This is a genomic window from Candidatus Cloacimonadota bacterium, assembly GCA_020532085.1.
In the GTDB taxonomy this organism is placed as follows: Bacteria; Cloacimonadota; Cloacimonadia; order Cloacimonadales; family Cloacimonadaceae; genus Syntrophosphaera.
In genome coordinates, this window is record JAJBAV010000045.1 from 1 (window position 1) to 16,453 (window position 16,453).

At 57.8% G+C, this 16,453-nt stretch carries 14 protein-coding genes; 2 read left to right on the forward strand and 12 right to left on the reverse strand.

Annotation, left to right across the window (positions count from 1 at the left end):
- Positions 1-147 precede the first annotated feature (147 nt).
- From lpxA to rsxC, 12 genes are all read right to left on the reverse strand, one after another.
- A complete protein-coding gene (lpxA, locus tag LHW45_09865; GenBank protein ID MCB5285876.1) occupies positions 148-921 on the reverse strand; it encodes an acyl-ACP--UDP-N-acetylglucosamine O-acyltransferase in 774 nt (257 codons plus the stop codon).
- On the reverse strand, positions 918-2,315 hold the full coding sequence (locus tag LHW45_09870; protein MCB5285877.1) for a bifunctional UDP-3-O-[3-hydroxymyristoyl] N-acetylglucosamine deacetylase/3-hydroxyacyl-ACP dehydratase: 1,398 nt from the start codon (positions 2,313-2,315) through the stop codon (positions 918-920). The genes lpxA and LHW45_09870 overlap by 4 nt, the downstream gene beginning before the upstream one ends.
- A gap of 3 nt (positions 2,316-2,318) precedes the next feature.
- Positions 2,319-3,356: a UDP-3-O-(3-hydroxymyristoyl)glucosamine N-acyltransferase gene (lpxD, locus tag LHW45_09875; protein MCB5285878.1), complete on the reverse strand. Its 1,038-nt coding sequence runs from the start codon at positions 3,354-3,356 to the stop codon at positions 2,319-2,321.
- Entirely contained in the window at positions 3,353-3,970 is a 618-nt protein-coding gene (locus LHW45_09880) for an OmpH family outer membrane protein (GenBank protein ID MCB5285879.1), read from the reverse strand. Before LHW45_09880 ends, lpxD begins: the two co-directional genes overlap by 4 nt.
- A gap of 24 nt (positions 3,971-3,994) precedes the next feature.
- Entirely contained in the window at positions 3,995-5,449 is a 1,455-nt protein-coding gene (gene gcvPB, locus LHW45_09885; protein MCB5285880.1) for an aminomethyl-transferring glycine dehydrogenase subunit GcvPB, read from the reverse strand.
- The gene (gene gcvPA, locus LHW45_09890) at positions 5,442-6,791 is read right to left on the reverse strand and encodes an aminomethyl-transferring glycine dehydrogenase subunit GcvPA (GenBank protein MCB5285881.1); all 1,350 of its coding nucleotides are present in this window, start codon (positions 6,789-6,791) and stop codon (positions 5,442-5,444) included. The genes gcvPB and gcvPA overlap by 8 nt, the downstream gene beginning before the upstream one ends.
- A gap of 306 nt (positions 6,792-7,097) precedes the next feature.
- The gene (locus tag LHW45_09895; protein ID MCB5285882.1) at positions 7,098-8,126 is read right to left on the reverse strand and encodes an RnfABCDGE type electron transport complex subunit B; all 1,029 of its coding nucleotides are present in this window, start codon (positions 8,124-8,126) and stop codon (positions 7,098-7,100) included.
- An 11-nt stretch (positions 8,127-8,137) separates the two neighbouring features.
- Positions 8,138-8,740: an RnfABCDGE type electron transport complex subunit A gene (locus tag LHW45_09900; protein ID MCB5285883.1), complete on the reverse strand. Its 603-nt coding sequence runs from the start codon at positions 8,738-8,740 to the stop codon at positions 8,138-8,140.
- The gene (locus LHW45_09905; GenBank protein MCB5285884.1) at positions 8,737-9,330 is read right to left on the reverse strand and encodes an electron transport complex subunit E; all 594 of its coding nucleotides are present in this window, start codon (positions 9,328-9,330) and stop codon (positions 8,737-8,739) included. The genes LHW45_09900 and LHW45_09905 overlap by 4 nt, the downstream gene beginning before the upstream one ends.
- A complete protein-coding gene (locus LHW45_09910) occupies positions 9,327-9,893 on the reverse strand; it encodes an RnfABCDGE type electron transport complex subunit G (protein MCB5285885.1) in 567 nt (188 codons plus the stop codon). Before LHW45_09910 ends, LHW45_09905 begins: the two co-directional genes overlap by 4 nt.
- Positions 9,890-10,999, reverse strand: coding sequence for an RnfABCDGE type electron transport complex subunit D (locus tag LHW45_09915; GenBank protein MCB5285886.1), 1,110 nt, complete (start codon positions 10,997-10,999; stop codon positions 9,890-9,892). The genes LHW45_09910 and LHW45_09915 overlap by 4 nt, the downstream gene beginning before the upstream one ends.
- 10 nt (positions 11,000-11,009) lie before the next feature.
- Complete coding sequence (gene rsxC, locus LHW45_09920; protein MCB5285887.1) at positions 11,010-12,332, reverse strand: electron transport complex subunit RsxC; 1,323 nt, start codon at positions 12,330-12,332, stop codon at positions 11,010-11,012.
- A 337-nt stretch (positions 12,333-12,669) separates the two neighbouring features.
- Here rsxC and LHW45_09925 point away from each other — a divergent pair, with 337 nt between their 5' ends.
- Both LHW45_09925 and LHW45_09930 read left to right on the forward strand, forming a co-directional pair.
- Entirely contained in the window at positions 12,670-13,374 is a 705-nt protein-coding gene (locus tag LHW45_09925) for a hypothetical protein (protein ID MCB5285888.1), read from the forward strand.
- A complete protein-coding gene (locus LHW45_09930) occupies positions 13,375-16,113 on the forward strand; it encodes a hypothetical protein (protein MCB5285889.1) in 2,739 nt (912 codons plus the stop codon).
- Positions 16,114-16,453: the final 340 nt, after the last annotated feature.

The following is a 16,453-nucleotide window of genomic DNA, read 5'->3' on the forward strand; positions in this document are numbered from 1 at the left end:
GCTAACCATATCCACCAGAGTGAGTTAATTACCTCCAGGTTTCAGCATGAAGATCGGAGGGATATTGGCGTAGGGGCTGTTTGGCTAAACAACAAAATTGAGTGTCCACTATTTCAGGACTTGACACCGGAGGGGGAAAACCCGACATCAGGATGAGAGACCGCGTTCCGAGGAGCGGACAAAATTGACGAAGATTTGCTGCTCGGGAGTTAGGGAGGGCCAGGATCCCACGAGTTCCAAAGCCTGGGAAACGTTCAGGCCCTGACGGTAGAAGACGCGGTAGATCTGCTTGATGGCAGCCAGGCTCTCGCTGGAATAACCTTTGCGCAGCAGGCCCACGCTGTTCAGGCCGGCGGTTTTATAAGGATTGCCCATGCCCCGGGTGTAGGGGGCGATGTCCTTTTTTACGGCGGAAGCGCCTCCCACAAAGGCGTGGGTGCCGATGTGGACGAACTGGTGCACGGCGGTGAGTCCGCCGATGCTGGCGAAATCGCCGATCACCAGATGCCCCGCCAATTGCACGGTGTTGGCGATCACGCAGCCGGAGCCGACCTGGCAGTTGTGGGCCACGTGCACGTATTCCATCAGCAGGTTGTCGTCACCCACGCGGGTAAGTTCCTCAGGGTTGTTGCTGCGGTTGATGGTTACGAACTCGCGGATCACATTGCGGTGGCCGATGCTGAGGCCGGTCATGTCCCCGCTGTATTTGAGGTCCTGGGGGTCGGTGCCGATCACGGCGTAGGGAAAGATCTGATTTTCGTCTCCGATCCGCGCCTGGCCCATCACGATCACGTGGGAGTGAAGTATGTTGCCACGGCCCAAGATCGCTTCCGGCCCGATCTGGCAATGAGGCCCGATCTCGCAGTCCGCGCCGATCTCGGCTCCGGGGTGGATGATGGCCGTGGGGTGGATGGAGCTCATGACCCTTTTTTCTGCAGCAGGGCCAAAAAATCCCCTTCGGCCACTTTCTCGTCGCCCACGTAGGCGTCGCCGTGCATCTTGGAGAGGCTGCGTTTGAGGGAGATGACTTTCAGCTCGTAGCGCAGGGTGTCGCCGGGCAGCACCGGTCTGCGGAACTTCACATTGTCGATGGAGGCGAAATAAGCCACCCACTGGGAGGGATCGTCCATCTGGCGCAGCAGGATGATGCCGCCGGTCTGGGCCATGCCCTCCACGATCAGCACCCCGGGCATGATGGGATGGCCGGGAAAATGGCCCTGGAAGAAGGGTTCGTTGATGGTCACGTTTTTGATGCCGGTGATGGCTTCGCCGGGTTTGAGGTCGATGATCCTGTCCACCAGAAGGAAGGGATAGCGGTGGGGGATGATGCTCATGATGGCATTGACGTCGAAGACCAAGTCCTTGCTGTGATCCTTTTGATATTTCTTTTTCAAATCTTGTTTCAGCTGGATCTGGCGGAGTTTTTTCACCAGCTCCACATTGGTTTTATGTCCGCTGCGGGCGGCCAGGATGTGGCCGCGGATGGGCATGCCCAGCAGGGCCATGTCGCCGATCAGGTCCACCACTTTATGGCGCACAAACTCGTTCTGATACCGCAGCGGATGGCTGTTCAGGATTCCCGCGGGCGAAACCGTGATGGGCACGTGATAGGCAAAAACCTCGCGCAGATGCTCCAGTTCAGCGGCGCTCATGTCCGGCTCCGCGATCACCAGCGCGTTGTCCAGCGATCCACCTTTGATCAGGCCCTGTTCCTTGAGCTGGAGGATCTCGTTGATGAAGCAGAAGGTGCGCGCCCCGGCAAAATCCCGCTCGAAGTGCCTGAGGTTTGGCAGAAAAGTGTATTGGGTATTCAGATGCGGGTGCTTGTAGTCGATCATGAAGGTAACCTTCAGCTCGTTGGAAGGCACCACCACCACGTCCACATTCTCTTCCGGACAGGAATAGCTGATCGCCTCGTCAAATTCGAAATAGACGCGTTCCGAATCCTGTTCTTCGTAGCCGGCCTCTTTCAGCAAGGTCACGAAAACCAGGGGGGAACCGTCACCCACCGGCACTTCCGGGCCGTCTATCTCGATGCGGATGTTGTCGATCATGAGGCCTTTGATGGCCGCCAGAACATGCTCGATGGTGCCAACGGTCACGCCGTTCAGGCCGATCGTGGTGCCCCGCGAAATATCCACCACGTGGTCGATGTCCGCCGGGATCTCCGGTTTGGCGGGCAGATCGGTGCGGATGAAGACGATGCCCTCATCCTTGCCGGCCGGCTGGAAGCGGATGGTGGAGATCTCTCCGGAATGCAGGCCGATGCCGGAGTACGTTACTTCCGATCTGATCGTGTGCTTGAATTCTGCCATGGCTCAGTCCTCATCATTTTTTATCTGTTTTCGGTAGTGCCCGTAGATCTCGGGCAATTTTCTTTGAAGGGCCAGAATGCGTTTGTAGATATTGGCATCGATGGCTGGCGTGCCCCAATACAGACCGTCGGCGGGAAGGTCGTGGGTAACGCCGCCCTGGGCGCCAACCATGGCGCGGTCGCCAATGCTCAGATGCCCGGCGGAGCCGGATTTGCCGGCCATGTAAACGTGATCGCCCAGCACCGTGCTGCCGGCCAGGCCCACCTGCGCGCAGAGAATGCAGTGTTTGCCGATCCGGCAATTGTGGCCGATCTGCACCAGGTTGTCGATCTTTGTTCCCTCGCCGATGCTGGTGGGGCCAAGGGTTCCCCTGTCCACGGCGGTATTGGCGCCTATCTCCACCCTGTCACCGATCACCACGTTGCCCACCTGGGGAATCTTTTGCTGAACTCCATCCTCCAGAACGAAGCCAAACCCGTCCGCCCCGATCACCGCTCCGCTGTGAATGATGCAATCGGCCCCGATCACGCTGCGGGGGTAGAGCGTAACCCGGGGATAGAGCCAGGTATTTTGGCCAACGGTGGTTTGGGGTCCGATCGCGCAGTGCGCTTCGATAACCGCTCCGGTGCCGATCCGGCAGTTTGGGCCGAGCACGCAAAACGCGCCGATATGGGCATCAGCCCCGATCTCAGCTCCGGGGCAGACCACCGCAGTGGGATGAATGCCCGGGGGCGGTTTTTCCGCGGAACTTTCCAGCCACCAGCTCAGCAGCTTCAGCATGGCCAAACCCGGCCTGGGGTGCAGCAGCAGATTCCGGCCTGGAAGTTGCGGCGCCTGGTCCGGCGCGCAGATGATCAGGCCGGCCTGGGAGTCCCGCACGGTTTGAAAAAAGCGGGGCTGCTCACAGTAAACAACACTATCCGCCGCCGCTTCAGCGGGATCGGCCACGCTGGCGGCCTGCAGCTTGTCAGAGCCCCTGTATTCGCCTCCGCAGATTGCCTGGATCTCTGCTCCGGAAAGGGCGGAAGCGAATTTCCTCATGGTTTGAATTCGGGGAAATCTTCTTGTTTTGGTTCTTCGGTCTTGAAAGGATCCTCGGGCTCGACCTCGTTTTGCAGCAGGCCTCCGTCAGTGGGTGCCAGAGTGTCTTTGTTCAGCTCCAGCAGGATCTGTTCCGTGAGGTCCAGCGCCGGCAGGGCGTAGAGCACCATGCCCATGCTCACGTCGAAGATCATGGTGTATTTCTCGTCTTCGGCGGTTTTCATGATCAGGTTGTGGATCTTCAGGGTAAGGGGGTCGATCAGTTCGCGGTAACGCTGTTCAGCCTTTCCGCCTTCGCCGAAGTATTCTTCCAGCAGGCGTCCGGCCTCGGCTTTTTTCGCGTCTATCCTGGTCTGGGCGTCGCGTTTGGCAGCTTCGGTCTTGGTGAGCTTGTCGATCTCGAAGTTGCGTTCCATCTGCTTGATCTCATCGTCAAGCTGCTTGACCTGGTTGGTCCAGTTCTGCTTGTCCAGGTTAAAGAGGCGCGAGATCTCCGCCGCTTCGTTGCTTTCCAGCAGCAGGCGGTCGGTGTTCACATAGCCCAGTTTGATCTCGGCCGCAAAACCGAGCGAGACCAGCCCAAGGCTGATCAGCAATATCAGGGTTTTCTTCATTTTATCTCCAAAATGTCTTTAAATTCATTCCCCGGGGGAAAAGGCCACGTCGAGGAACTTGACGGCACGCACGTCGTCCACCCTGCGCACCGGCGTGGTGAGCGGGGCATCATGAAGTAATTCCGGGTTCTCGCGGCATTCCTGCGCTATTTCCAGCATCGCGGCAGCGAAGGCGTCCAGGGATTCCTTGCTCTCGGTCTCCGTGGGCTCGATCATCATGGCCTCGGGCACGATCAGCGGGAAATACACCGTGGGGGCGTGAAAACCTTTGTCCAGCAGTCTTTTGGCAATGTCCAGAGTGCTCACTCCAAACTCCTTTTTCTGCCAGAGAGAATCCGCCACGAACTCGTGCATGCAGGGTTCCGTGTGTTGGATGTGATAGTGGTCTTTCAGCAGGGCCATCAGGTAGTTGGCGTTGATCACGGCGTTTTCTGCCACCCGTTTCAGGCCTTCCGCGCCCAGCATTTTGATGTAGATGTAGGCGCGCAGCAGCACGGCGAAATTGCCATAACAGGTGTGCACCTTGCCGATGGAGGTTGCGGTGTGGCTGTAGTCCAGGAAATAGCCGTCGTCATTTTTACCGATCAGCGGCACGGGAAGGTAAGGCGCCAGTTTTTCCACCACGCCCACGGGCCCGCTGCCCGGTCCGCCGCCGCCGTGTGGCGTGGCGAAAGTCTTGTGCAGATTGAAGTGCATCACGTCGAAGCCGATCTTGCCCGGCTGCACGATGCCCAGCAGCGCGTTGAGGTTCGCGCCGTCCATGTAGATGAGGCCGTCCACGCCGTGGATGATGGCGGCGATCTCTTCGATCTGGTCTTCGAACAGGCCCAGGGTGTTGGGATTGGTGAGCATGAAACCGGCTATGCTGTCGTCCACGATGCTTTTCAGATGCTCCAGGTCGCAGCGTCCGCGGGCGTCGGATTTCAGTTCCACCACGTCGTAACCCACCAGGGAACAGGTGGCTGGGTTGGTGCCGTGCGCGGAATCCGGGATGATGATCCTGGTCTTGTGGTGGTTTCCCTTGGCCTGGTGGTAGGCTGCGATCACCTTGATGCCGGTGAATTCGCCCTGGGCCCCGGCCACCGGTTGCAGCGTCACCTGGTGCATGCCGGAGATCTCGGCCAGATCTTTCTGAAGCTCGTACAGGATCTCCAGCGAGCCTTGCAGCGTGGATTGGGGTTGGCAGGGATGGATGTTGTTGAAGCAGGAATGGCGTACCAGGGCTTCGTGGACCTTGGGGTTGTATTTCATGGTGCAGCTGCCCAGCGGATAGAGGCCTTTTTCGATGAAATGGTTGCGGTGCGAAAGCTTGATGTAGTGGCGCATTACGTCCATTTCGCTTACCTGGGGCAGGCGGGGCGCCGATTCGCGCAGATATTCGGGGGCGATGAGCTCCCGCACTTCCGTGTTCAGTTCGCGCCGCGGCAGGGTAACCCCGCGGCGGCCGGCAACGCTGTGTTCAAATATGGTCTTACTCATAATTCAGCTCCCGCAGGGTCTCGATGTAGTCGTCGATCTCGGCCAGCGTTTTCTTTTCCGTAACGGCGATCAGCAGCCGGTGATCGCTTTGGCTGAAGGTGGCCAGGTCCACCCCGGCATAGATGCCGTGGTTCAGCAGATCGGCGATCACCTGCCTCGCTGGCACGGGGCAGTTCACCGCGAATTCCTTGAAGAAGGGAACTTCAGGCCAAACGAGGGAGAATCCCGGCACGGAGGCGATCTTTTGGGCCATGTAGTGGGCCAGTTGGGTGGATTGGGTGGCAACTTCAGCCAGCCCGTCGCTTCCCAGCAGGCTCAGGTAAACCGTTGCCGCCAGGGTGCAGAGCGATTGGTTGGAGCAGATGTTCGAAGTGGCCTTGGCGCGGCGGATGTGCTGTTCGCGGGCCTGGAGGGTGAGGGCGTAAGCCCGCTTTCCGTCTTTATCCAGGGTTCCGCCCACGATCCGGCCCGGCATGGCGCGGGCCATGTCCAGCCTGGTGGCGAAAAATCCGAACAGCGGTCCGCCCATATACATGCTGTTGCCCAGGGCCTGGCCTTCACCCACCACGATATCGGCGCCACAGGCGGCCGGGGCTTTCAGGATGGACAGCGAGATGGGGTCCGCGGCCACGATCAGCAGTGTTTTGGGATTGCTGTGGACCACTTTTTCCAGTTGGCTCAGCGGCTCGATGTTGCCCCAGAAATTTGGGGTCTGGATCACCACGCTGCCCACGCTGGCGTCCATTTTGGCCGTCAGATCGTCCAGATCGGTGATGCCGGCATTGGCTTCGCAGCTTATCAGCTCCACTCCGATCCCCTCTGTATAGGCTTTGATCACCTTCACATACTCGGGATGCAGGCTGGCGGGCAGGATGGCTTTTTTGAGGCCGTTCCTGCGCACCGCCATCAGGATGGCTTCCGCCGCCGCCGAGGCCCCGTCGTACATCGAGGCGTTGGCTATTTCCATGCCGGTGAGCTCGCAGATCATCGTCTGATATTCATAAATGAACTGCAGCGTTCCCTGGCTTACTTCGGCCTGGTAGGGCGTGTAGGCGGTGAAGAATTCCGGGCGGGACACAATGGTATCCACCGCGGCGGGGATGAAATGGTCGTAAACGCCGGCTCCCAAAAAGGAACTGGCCTTCTGCACGCAAACGTTTCCGCAGGTGCGTTCCTGGATGCGTCTGCTCATCTCGAGTTCCGAAAGCGGGGCTTCCAGCTCCAGCAGTCCTTGCAGGCGCAATTTCCTGGGGATCGCGGCGATAAGTTCATCAAAAGAACCCACCCCGATCCGCGAGAGCATCTGGCGCCGTTCCGCGTCAGTATTGGAAATATAGGGCATTATCTCTCCATTGCTGTCTGAAATTATGTTTTTTTCTATTATTTTGGACTGGCTGTTTGTGTCAATCGCAAAATTGCAGGCGCCTGGATGAGGGGCAGAGCGCAGGATCGGCTTGGGAAAATCTTCCGCAAGCCCCCGCCCACTTAAAGCGCCCGATCCGGCCTCAATCTCGCCTCCCGCCAGATGCCCGCCTGAGATGCGGGGATCATGGGAGGGACGGGCGGCAGGCCGGTCCTGGGGGATTGGGCCCGGATAAAGAGAAAGGCGGGTTTTTCACTCCCGCCTTGAGAAAGGTTGCCGGAGGCCTCAAACCATTTTAATGGCCTGCTTGGGGCATTTGCTCACGCAGATCTCGCAGCCCACGCATTTCTCTTTGTCGATCTTGTGCACCTGTTTCACTTCTCCGCTGATGGCTTGGACGGGGCAGCTTTTCGCGCAGATGGTGCAGCCGATGCAGAGTTCATCCGTGATCTCGGCTTTTTTGCGAGCTCCGCAGATCAGGTCCAGGATCGCGCCGGTGGGGCAGGCGGTGGCGCAGATGCCACAGTTGATGCATTTCGCATAGTCGATGCGGGCAAGGTTGTTTTCGATGGTGATGGCCTGGACCGGGCATTTGCGGCCGCAGATACCGCAGCCGATGCAGGGTTTCTCGTTGCCGCAGGATTGTTTGGCCAGGGGACCTTTGTCTTGGGAAGAGCATTTAACGTGAACGTCGTTTTTAAGCGGCACCAATTCTATCAGTTTGCGCGGGCAGGCTTTCACGCAGGCGCCGCAGGCGGTGCATTTGTCCGCGTCGATCACGCGCATCCCGCAGGCGTCAACGCTGATGGCGCCGAACTTGCAGGCCTTCATGCAGTCGTTGAAGCCAATGCAGCCCCAGGCACAAAGGTTGGGGCCACCGGCAACGTTCACCGCGGAAAGGCAGGATTCGATGCCTTGGTAGGCATATTTCCACTTCGTGTTGTTGTAGCCGCCCGAACTGCAGTGGATCACGGCGACCTTTTTCTCCATGGAACCGGCCTCCGTGCCCATGATCCGGGCGATGGCGGCAGCGGCTTCAGGTCCGCCGGGTGCGCAGAGATTCACTTCCGCGCCGGAGTTGACGATGGAGTCTGCGTAGCCCGCGCAGCCGGCTTTGCCGCAGGCTCCGCAGTTGGCGCCGGGCAGCGCGGCGGTGATCTGTTCCACCCGGGGGTCGATCTTCACGGCAAAGACCTTGGCGGCGAAAGCGAGGATGAGCCCGAAGACAAGCCCCATGGCGCCTAAAATGATCACCGGGGTCCCGATCTGGGAGAGCAGCGAAGCGGCGAGGGTGATAACGGCAATTTGTTCCATATTTTGTCTCCTCAGATCTTCAGGCCCATGAAGCCGTAAAAGGCCAGGGCCATGATCCCGGCGAGGATCAGTCCGCTGGCAAAACCGTGCATGCTTTTGGGCATGTCCACCAGCTCCAGGCGTTGGCGGATGCCGGCCATGGCCAGCAGCACAAAGGTGAAGCCCACGCCGGAGAAGAAGCCGTTCAGGATGGCGAGGCCAAAGTTGTAGGTGCTGCCGTCGGCCAGGGGGGTGATGTTCAGGATGGCCACGCCCAGCACGGCGCAGTTGGTCGTGATCAGCGGCAGATAGACACCCAGCGACTTGTAGAGGGCGGGGGCGTTTTTCTGGATCACCATTTCCACGAACTGCACCAGCGCGGCGATGGTGAGGATGAAGGCCAGGGTGCGCAGGTACTCCAGGTTATAGGGCACCAGCAGATAGCTGTTGATCAGGTAGGTGATCGCTGAGGCCAGGGTCATCACGAAGATCACGGCCATGCCCATGCCAAAGGCGGAATCCATTTTTTTGGACACGCCCAGGTAGGGACAGAGGCCCAAAAAGCGCGACAGCACGAAGTTCTGAACGAAGATGGCGCTGATGGCGATCACGAAGATTTGTCCCAGAGTGCTCATTGTTTCCTCTCCTTCAGCAGGTTCATCAGGGCCATCAGTAGGCCCAGGGTGATAAAGGCGCCGGGGGCGAGAATGGCCATCAGCATGGGATTGTAGCTCTGGGGCAGAACTTTGATCCCGGCCCAGGTGCCGTTGCCCAGGATCTCACGGAAAGTGGCCACCACCACCAAAGCCAGGGTGAAGCCCAGGCCCATGCCGATGCCGTCGGCCAGGGAATTGAGCATGTTGTTTTTGCTGGCAAAGGCTTCGGCGCGGCCCAGGATGATGCAGTTCACCACGATCAGCGGGATGAACAGGCCCAAGGACTTGTGCAGGTCCGGAACGAAGGCCGCCATCGCCATGTCCACGATCGATACAAATGAAGCTATCACCACCACATAGACCGGAATGCGGATCTTGTCCGGCGTCACACCCTTGATCAGGGAGATGATGATATTGGAGCAGACCAGCACAAAGGTGGCCGCGGCGCCCATCCCGATGGCGTTGTTCACGGAGGTGGAGACCGCCAGGGTGGGGCACATGCCCAGCACGATCACAAAGATCGGGTTTTCCTTGATGATGCCTTTGGTGAGTTCTTTCATGAAGCTCATGGTTGTGCCTCCAATTGCCGGGATTCGATGTCTTTGCGCACCAGGGCGATCTGTTCCTGCAGCGAGTTGGCGATGGCGCGCGAAGTGATGGTGGCACCGGTGAGGGCTTTGATCGGCCCGCCGTCTTTGTCCACCAGCACCTGGTCGGCGGCCAGGCCCTTGAATTGGTCCGTGAAAGAGCTCTGGGTGCAGTTCGCGCCGAGGCCGGGAGTCTCTGCCTGTTCGATCACCTTGATGGCAATGAGTTTGAAATCCGCTCCGATGGCGGCCATGGTCTTCACGTTGCTGGAATACCCGGTTTTGGCCGCGGTGAAGGTGTAGCCCCTGATCTCGCCGGTCTTGGCGTCTTTGGCCACGAAATAGCTGAGGGAATCATCTCCGGCCTTGAAACCAAGCGCTTCAAAGGTCGCGCCGGCGATCAGGGAACTCCGGGCTTCCTCGGCTTCCTTGATCTTCAGCGCGTCGATCTTGGGCTTGGTAACGGAATTCACATAGGCCAGCAGCGCGGTGGCCACCACGCAGAACGCCAGCAGGATGAGGCCGAGCCTGAGAAACAGCTTCATTTCTTCAACCTCCCGAAAGCTTTGGGCCGGGTGAGCATGTCGATCAGGGGGGTCATCACATTCATGAATAGAATGGAGTAGGAAACCCCTTCCGGATAGCCACCCACCAGGCGGATTATCACTGTGAGCACGCCGCAGCCGATGGCATAGACCACGCGGCCGTTTTTGGTGATGGGGCTGGTGGTGTAGTCCGTGGCCATGAAAAAAGCGCCCAGCATCAGTCCGCCGGCGAAGAGGTGAAAGATGGGCAGAGTGAGCGAATAGCCGGTGCCGGGAAGGCTGCCGAACAGGAAGGTGAGCACAAACACCGTCAGCAGATAGAAGAAGGGGATGCGCCATTCAATGATCCGGCGCCAGAGCAGGTAAACCGCTCCCAGCAGCAGCGCGAAGACGGATACTTCGCCGATGCAGCCGCCGATCTGGCCCCAAAACAGGTTTTTCAGGGTGCCGAGGTCGATCATGCCGTTGAAGATCTTGTTGCCAATGTCCAGGCTGGCGTCCTTGGTGGCGGCGAGGGTGTTCACGAACGAACTGTCCCGCAGGGTGTGGGCCACGTTCAGAGGTGTGGCGCCGGTAACCAGGTCGTAAGCTTTGCTGGAAACGGCCTGGAGGTTCGAATCGATGATGCGGGGGTCGATGCCGCTCATGGAGATGGACGTTCCTGGCTGTTTCCAGGTTTGGATGCCGGTCATCAGCGCGGGCCAGGAGGCCAGCAAAAAGGCGCGTCCCAGCAGGGCCGGGTTCACGGGGTTGTTGCCCAGTCCGCCGAAAACCTGTTTGCCGATGGCGATGGCGAAGATGGCTCCCACCACCGGCAGCCACCAGGGTGAAGAGGGGGAAATGTTGAAGGTCAGCAGCATGCCGGTGAGCACGGCCGAGCCGTCCGAAACACGGATGGGAACTTTGCGCAGCCACTGGATCAGGGCTTCGGTGCCCACTGCGGCCAGCACTCCCAGCAGGGTGAGCCAGAGAGAGTTCAAACCCCAATAGTAAACCGCGAAACCCAGCGCTGGCAGCAAGGCCAGCACCACGTTCCACATCACGTTGGGGATGCTGGTGCGGTCGTGCAGATGCGGCGCGGGTGAAACTGTGAATCTGTCTTTCATGGCGATACCTCTATTTCTTGCCGCGCAGGGCTTCCGCGTGCCGGATCTTGCCGGTGTCGATCCACTGCACCAGGCGGATATGCGCGGGGCAGACGTAGGCGCAGCTTCCGCATTTCATGCAGTCTTCCAGGCCCGCCTTGAGCGCGATGTCCATCGCCCCGGCTTTCACCGCCTGGGCGATCGAGCTGGGCAGCAGGTTCATGGGGCAAACGTCCACGCAGCGCGCGCAGCGGAGGCAATTGCGTTCTTCCAGCGTTTTGCTTTCTTTTTCATTCATCAGCACCAGTCCGGAGCTGCCTTTGGCCATCGGTGCCGCCAGCGAGGGCAGCGCGAAACCCATCATGGGGCCGCCGGAGATGATCTTGCCGGGATCCTCGGTCACGCCGCCACAGAATTCCACCAGTTCGGTAAAAGGCGTTCCGATCCGGGCTTTGAGGTTTTTGGGATGCGCCACCACACTTCCGGTAACGGATATGATCCGCTCCACCAAAGGTTTTTTGTAGCGTACGGCCTCGTAGATGGCAAAGGCGGTGGCCACGTTTTGCACCACCACTCCCACGGCCATGGGCAGGCCGCCGGAAGGGACTTTTCGGCGCGTGGCGGCATAGATCAGCTGTTTTTCCGCGCCCTGGGGATACTGCAGTTTAAGCGGCACCACCCGGAACTGGCTTTCGGAGGCCAGGATCTTTTTCATGGCGGCGATGTCGTCCGGTTTGTTAGCTTCGATGCCGATGATGCCTTGTTTGGCTCCGAGCACCTTCATCAGTATCTTCAGGCCGTTCACCACTTCCTGGGTTTTTTCCAGCATCAGCCGATCGTCGGCAGTGAGATAGGGTTCGCACTCCACGCCGTTCAGGATCACGGTGTCGATGGGTTTGTCCGCCGGAGGCGAGAGTTTCACGAAAGTGGGGAAGCCCGCGCCGCCCATGCCGCAGATCCCGGCTTCGCCGATGCGGTTTTTCAGCTCTTCCGCGGAGAGGTCCAGGAAATTGGGATCATCGCCCAGCTCGATCCAGCTGTCGTTCCCGTCGCCGGTGATCTCGATGGCCAGGGCTGAAGCTCCCGCGGGATGCGGGAAAACATCGATCTTGGTAACTTTGCCGCTGATCGAGGCGTGCTGGGGTATGGAAACAAAACCTCCGGCATCGGCGATCTTCTGCCCGGCCTTCACTTCGTCGCCCACCTTGACGATCGGCACGGAGGGCGCGCCGATGTGCTGGGACATGGGGATCACCACCCGCTGGGGCAGGGGCATCACCTCGATCGGGGCGGAGGCGGAAAAATGCTTGTGATCGTGGGGATGAACTCCCCCGGGAAAGGTTTTTAACCTCATTGACGCTCCCATAATAGCTCTGATCGAGCCAAAACATTTTTGCGTTCCACAAATTGCGAACAAGGTATTTAGGCAAGGATTTTTTTGCCGGGGGGCTTCTTTTACCGATCCATGCTGCGGTTTGGCTCAGCTGGCAACCAGATCCAGCAAGGGCAAAAGTCTCAGCCAGTGACAGCCTGTCCCTTTCATGCTCGACCCGCATTCAACCCTGCGGGAATTGCGGGATGCTGGCTAAATCATCCTGGGTGACCAATATTCATGATTAAAGCAGAAATGACTTGACAATATTCCCTGAGCGCGGTCTTTATCAAAATCAATAATCCATGAGAGGAGAAAGATGAAAAAAGCACTGTTTGCCTTGTTCTTGATTGTCGCTTTGGCGGGGCTTGCGGCCCTCGATATTACTTCAACCGAGATCGGCGGGAACTGGGATCTCTCCACCACCTGGATCGGTGGCCAGGTCCCGGGTTCATCAGACAACGTAACCATCCAGGGCCCCGTCCTGACGGGGTATGTAAGCTGCGCCAGCCTAAATGTGACTGACCGCGGGTCGCTGCTGAACAAACCCAGCCAGAGTGGACAGGTGTATGTTTCCGGCTTGTGTGCAAACAATGGGACCATGGCCAAGAACACCACCGGCAACTTCAATGTGGTGATAGCCTCCCAGATGCACAATGCCGGGGTGTTCACGCCGACCGAATTGGCACTGCAGGGCGGGGCGATCCATTACCTCAGCGGCACCAGCCCCTATGGCCCGGCCAGCTTGACAGACTACTATGCCGGCTCTCCCGTGCACCTCAGTTCCGGCGTCGATTTCGAAAACACGAACATCAACCTCCAGGGAGCCCAACTGTATCTAAACGGTAACAACCTTGGCGTTTACGGAGGCAGACTTTATCAGACGGTGGTTCAGTGCGGAACCACCAGCAGCCTGACCATGGGCAACAACGCCTATCTGGAATACGTGACTTTTTCCGGCGGTAACCTCGCATTTTACGGGGAAGTTCAGATCTATATCAATGTGACCTTCACCAGCGTTTGATTGATCAATAATTATTCTGTGCTAACCAATCGCTCGGGGGTCACTATCACCCAGAACCTGACCAACGGCATACAGACGCTGTACAATTACGGCACCATCGGAAACTCCCCAGGAGGGGGCACGCTGACCCTCAATTACTATGGGGTTTACCTGTACAATTATGGTACCCTAAGCAATTACCGCTTTGCCTGGAGCCGGACCGGCACCTGCTACATCTATCACGATACCAGCGCTGCCCCCATCAGCTGCGGAACCTTTGCTTCCACTGTAACCTCAGCAGCTTACCAGTTGCTTTCCGACCTGGCCTTCAGCGATTGCAGCATCGATCTGAACAGCAGGTCCGTGCTCATGAACAACGGCGCTGAGAACTATGATGTGAGCAGCGTGAACAGCTCTTCAAGCAAGCTCTTGCAACGGATTGTCTTTTCGGGTAACCCGGCCAGCGTGCTAACTGTGAACAATGCCAGACTCAACACCGTCACCTGCACCGCCAGCACGGTTACCCAAGGCACGGTGTTACTCTCCAGCTCAAACTCGTTTGCCAACCTCACCAACCACGGTATTCTGAGAAACGACACCACCAGCACTTTGAACCTGCCGGTTTCAGGAACCCTGGTCAACAACTCCGGGGCCACCATCACCAACGGTGCCGGTCCGCTCATCATAACCCTGGCTGGAAGCCTCTTCAACTACGGGACCATCAACCACAACCAGCTGATTATGAACAACTCCGCCCAAGTGGACCTCTTCCATTCCTCAGCCACCCCGATCAGCTGCGCGTTCTTTCTCTCCAGCGGCAGCGGGGGTTACAGGCTGCGTTCGGACCTTGATTTCCAAAACTGCAGTGTGGATTTCAACCTGAAAACCGTCCAAATGCATGATGACAGCGGAGATTACGGGATCAGCGTGGCCGGTGCCAGCCGTTATCTGCAGGACGCCATCCTGGACGGCGGGGCCCAGAGCTTCATCAGCCTGGATGGCGGCGCTTACATGACCAATGTCGAGGCGGACCAGCTTTACTTCTTCGACGATGTCCTCATCAAATCCGGAGTTGAGATCGGCAGCCTGATCAACTACGCGGACCTGAGCATCTTCGATGATGCCCAGTATCAACTGCTGATCAGCACCAGGCTGGAAAACCACGGCACCATCAGCGACGGCGTCAATTACGACCTGATGGTCTATCTATCCGGCGATCTTCACAACGAAGGTTCCATCACCAACAGACAGCTGAACCTGACCGGGGATGGCGTAAACAACGTTTCCCAGAGCGGATCATCGACCAATTTCGCTTGTTTCTTTTTCCAGGTGAGCAAAACCGGAGGTCATATCCAACTGCTTTCGGACCTCAGTTTCCTCAATTCCAATGTATTGTTCAACGCTGCCAGCCTGGTGATGCATGATGCCAACGGCAGTTACAGCATCACGATGTCCGGGGGCTATTTCAAAAACGCCCTCATCGACGGTACCCAGGGCTGCAGCTTGATCCTTTCCAACAATGCCTGGATCCAGGACATCAGCGCCGATCAAATTGGCTTTGCTGGCACTGTGATAGCGGCAAACGGCGTATCGATCGGAAATCTGATCAATACCGGAAACCTCCGGGACTATTACGGAGCATACACCCTGAGCGTTTCCCAATCCCTGGAAAACTACGGCACGATCCATGACAGCGGGACCGGGACCCTGGCCCTGAGCCTTTCCGGAGACCTTCACAACCATGGCACCATCGCAAATGCCTCCATCCAAATCACCGGCGCGTCAACGCATGAGCTACTCCAGGGACCCACAGCCCAAGCCATTTCCTGCGATACCTTCACGGTGGACCACGCCTCCGGAGATTTGCAGCTGCTTTCGGACCTCTCCTTCCAAAATTGTTCCGTGAATCTGAACGGCAAGATTCTGCGGATGCATGACGGCCGGGCCATCCACAACCTGAATCTGAACAACAGCCTGCTTTACGGGGCGGTTTTGGCCACCCAGGGTTTCAGCACCCTGAACTTTGACAATAACTCCGGTCTCGGCAGCGTTACGGGGCAGGACATCATCATCAACGGCACCGCCACCATCGTTAGCGGCTGCACTTTTGAAAACCTCACCGTGGCCAGCGGCAGCGTTGTGCAGTCCGGAGTCAACATAGTAAACCTCTACTGCAACGGCGACCTGGTAAACCACGGCAGCATCCAGGATAATCCCTCTTCATACACAGATCTCTATCTTGGCTGCCGCGGCAACCTCTACAATTACGGCAGCATGACCAACCACAGCATCCACATCACCAACACGGCCCTGCGGGACCAGTATATGCTGATGAACGGAACCATCTCCAATCCCGGCGGACTGGTGCTGGAATCGAACATCGGCACATCCGACTGGTACAAAAGCGGGGTGCTCCAATATGAGGGATACGAAAACATAACTGTCTTTTCAACCGTATTATGCGTCTGGAAACCCGTCAGCACCCTGGGAGAAGGCCGGCGCATCATTGTCAGCAGCGGAGCGCCTGTTTCAGCCCCCTTGGGAGCCGAGGTGATCAGAGAGCCGGGGATGAACTGGCTGCGCTGGAACGAAGTGTCCAACGCCCTCTATTATAATGTTTACGTGTCTGAGGACCCGGAAGCTGAATTTGAACTGCTCTACGGATACATCTTCGATTATGCTCCCGGCGACGGAGATGTCTGGCTGGGGATCATCATGGACACTCCCGCCAAATTCTTCAAGGTGACTGCACAGAACTGAGCCTTTAAGCCATTCGATACAACCTGGCTGTTCTTCAGGGGCTGGGAGCGATCCCGGCCCCTGTTTTTTGGTCTGTCTCATTACAAAAATCCAGAAAATCCACGTTCGGCTCCCAGTATCAATACGGTATAAATACGGAATCAATACGGATGAAATCCGTATTGATTCCGTATTTATACCGTATTGATACTTGGGGCGAAGCAGTCATTCCGCTTTTAAGGCATCCCCCCAAAAAAGTGAGTGTCAGGAATTGCAGTAGTCCCTATAACAAGAGAGTATGGCATTATTTTGTCCACCGATTTGTGATTTCCGGAGCCATTTGGCCATTTGTCCTCAAAGT

Excerpts from the sequence above, each read along its gene's own strand:
- lpxA (MCB5285876.1), bottom strand. The coding sequence starts at position 921 with ATGAGCTCCATCCACCCCACGGCCATCATCCACCCCGGAGCCGAGATC.
- LHW45_09870 (MCB5285877.1), bottom strand. The coding sequence starts at position 2,315 with ATGGCAGAATTCAAGCACACGATCAGATCGGAAGTAACGTACTCCGGC.
- lpxD (MCB5285878.1), bottom strand. The coding sequence starts at position 3,356 with ATGAGGAAATTCGCTTCCGCCCTTTCCGGAGCAGAGATCCAGGCAATC.
- LHW45_09880 (MCB5285879.1), bottom strand. The coding sequence starts at position 3,970 with ATGAAGAAAACCCTGATATTGCTGATCAGCCTTGGGCTGGTCTCGCTC.
- gcvPB (MCB5285880.1), bottom strand. The coding sequence starts at position 5,449 with ATGAGTAAGACCATATTTGAACACAGCGTTGCCGGCCGCCGCGGGGTT.
- gcvPA (MCB5285881.1), bottom strand. The coding sequence starts at position 6,791 with ATGCCCTATATTTCCAATACTGACGCGGAACGGCGCCAGATGCTCTCG.
- LHW45_09895 (MCB5285882.1), bottom strand. The coding sequence starts at position 8,126 with ATGGAACAAATTGCCGTTATCACCCTCGCCGCTTCGCTGCTCTCCCAG.
- LHW45_09900 (MCB5285883.1), bottom strand. The coding sequence starts at position 8,740 with ATGAGCACTCTGGGACAAATCTTCGTGATCGCCATCAGCGCCATCTTC.
- LHW45_09905 (MCB5285884.1), bottom strand. The coding sequence starts at position 9,330 with ATGAGCTTCATGAAAGAACTCACCAAAGGCATCATCAAGGAAAACCCG.
- LHW45_09910 (MCB5285885.1), bottom strand. The coding sequence starts at position 9,893 with ATGAAGCTGTTTCTCAGGCTCGGCCTCATCCTGCTGGCGTTCTGCGTG.
- LHW45_09915 (MCB5285886.1), bottom strand. The coding sequence starts at position 10,999 with ATGAAAGACAGATTCACAGTTTCACCCGCGCCGCATCTGCACGACCGC.
- rsxC (MCB5285887.1), bottom strand. The coding sequence starts at position 12,332 with ATGAGGTTAAAAACCTTTCCCGGGGGAGTTCATCCCCACGATCACAAG.
- LHW45_09925 (MCB5285888.1), top strand. The coding sequence starts at position 12,670 with ATGAAAAAAGCACTGTTTGCCTTGTTCTTGATTGTCGCTTTGGCGGGG.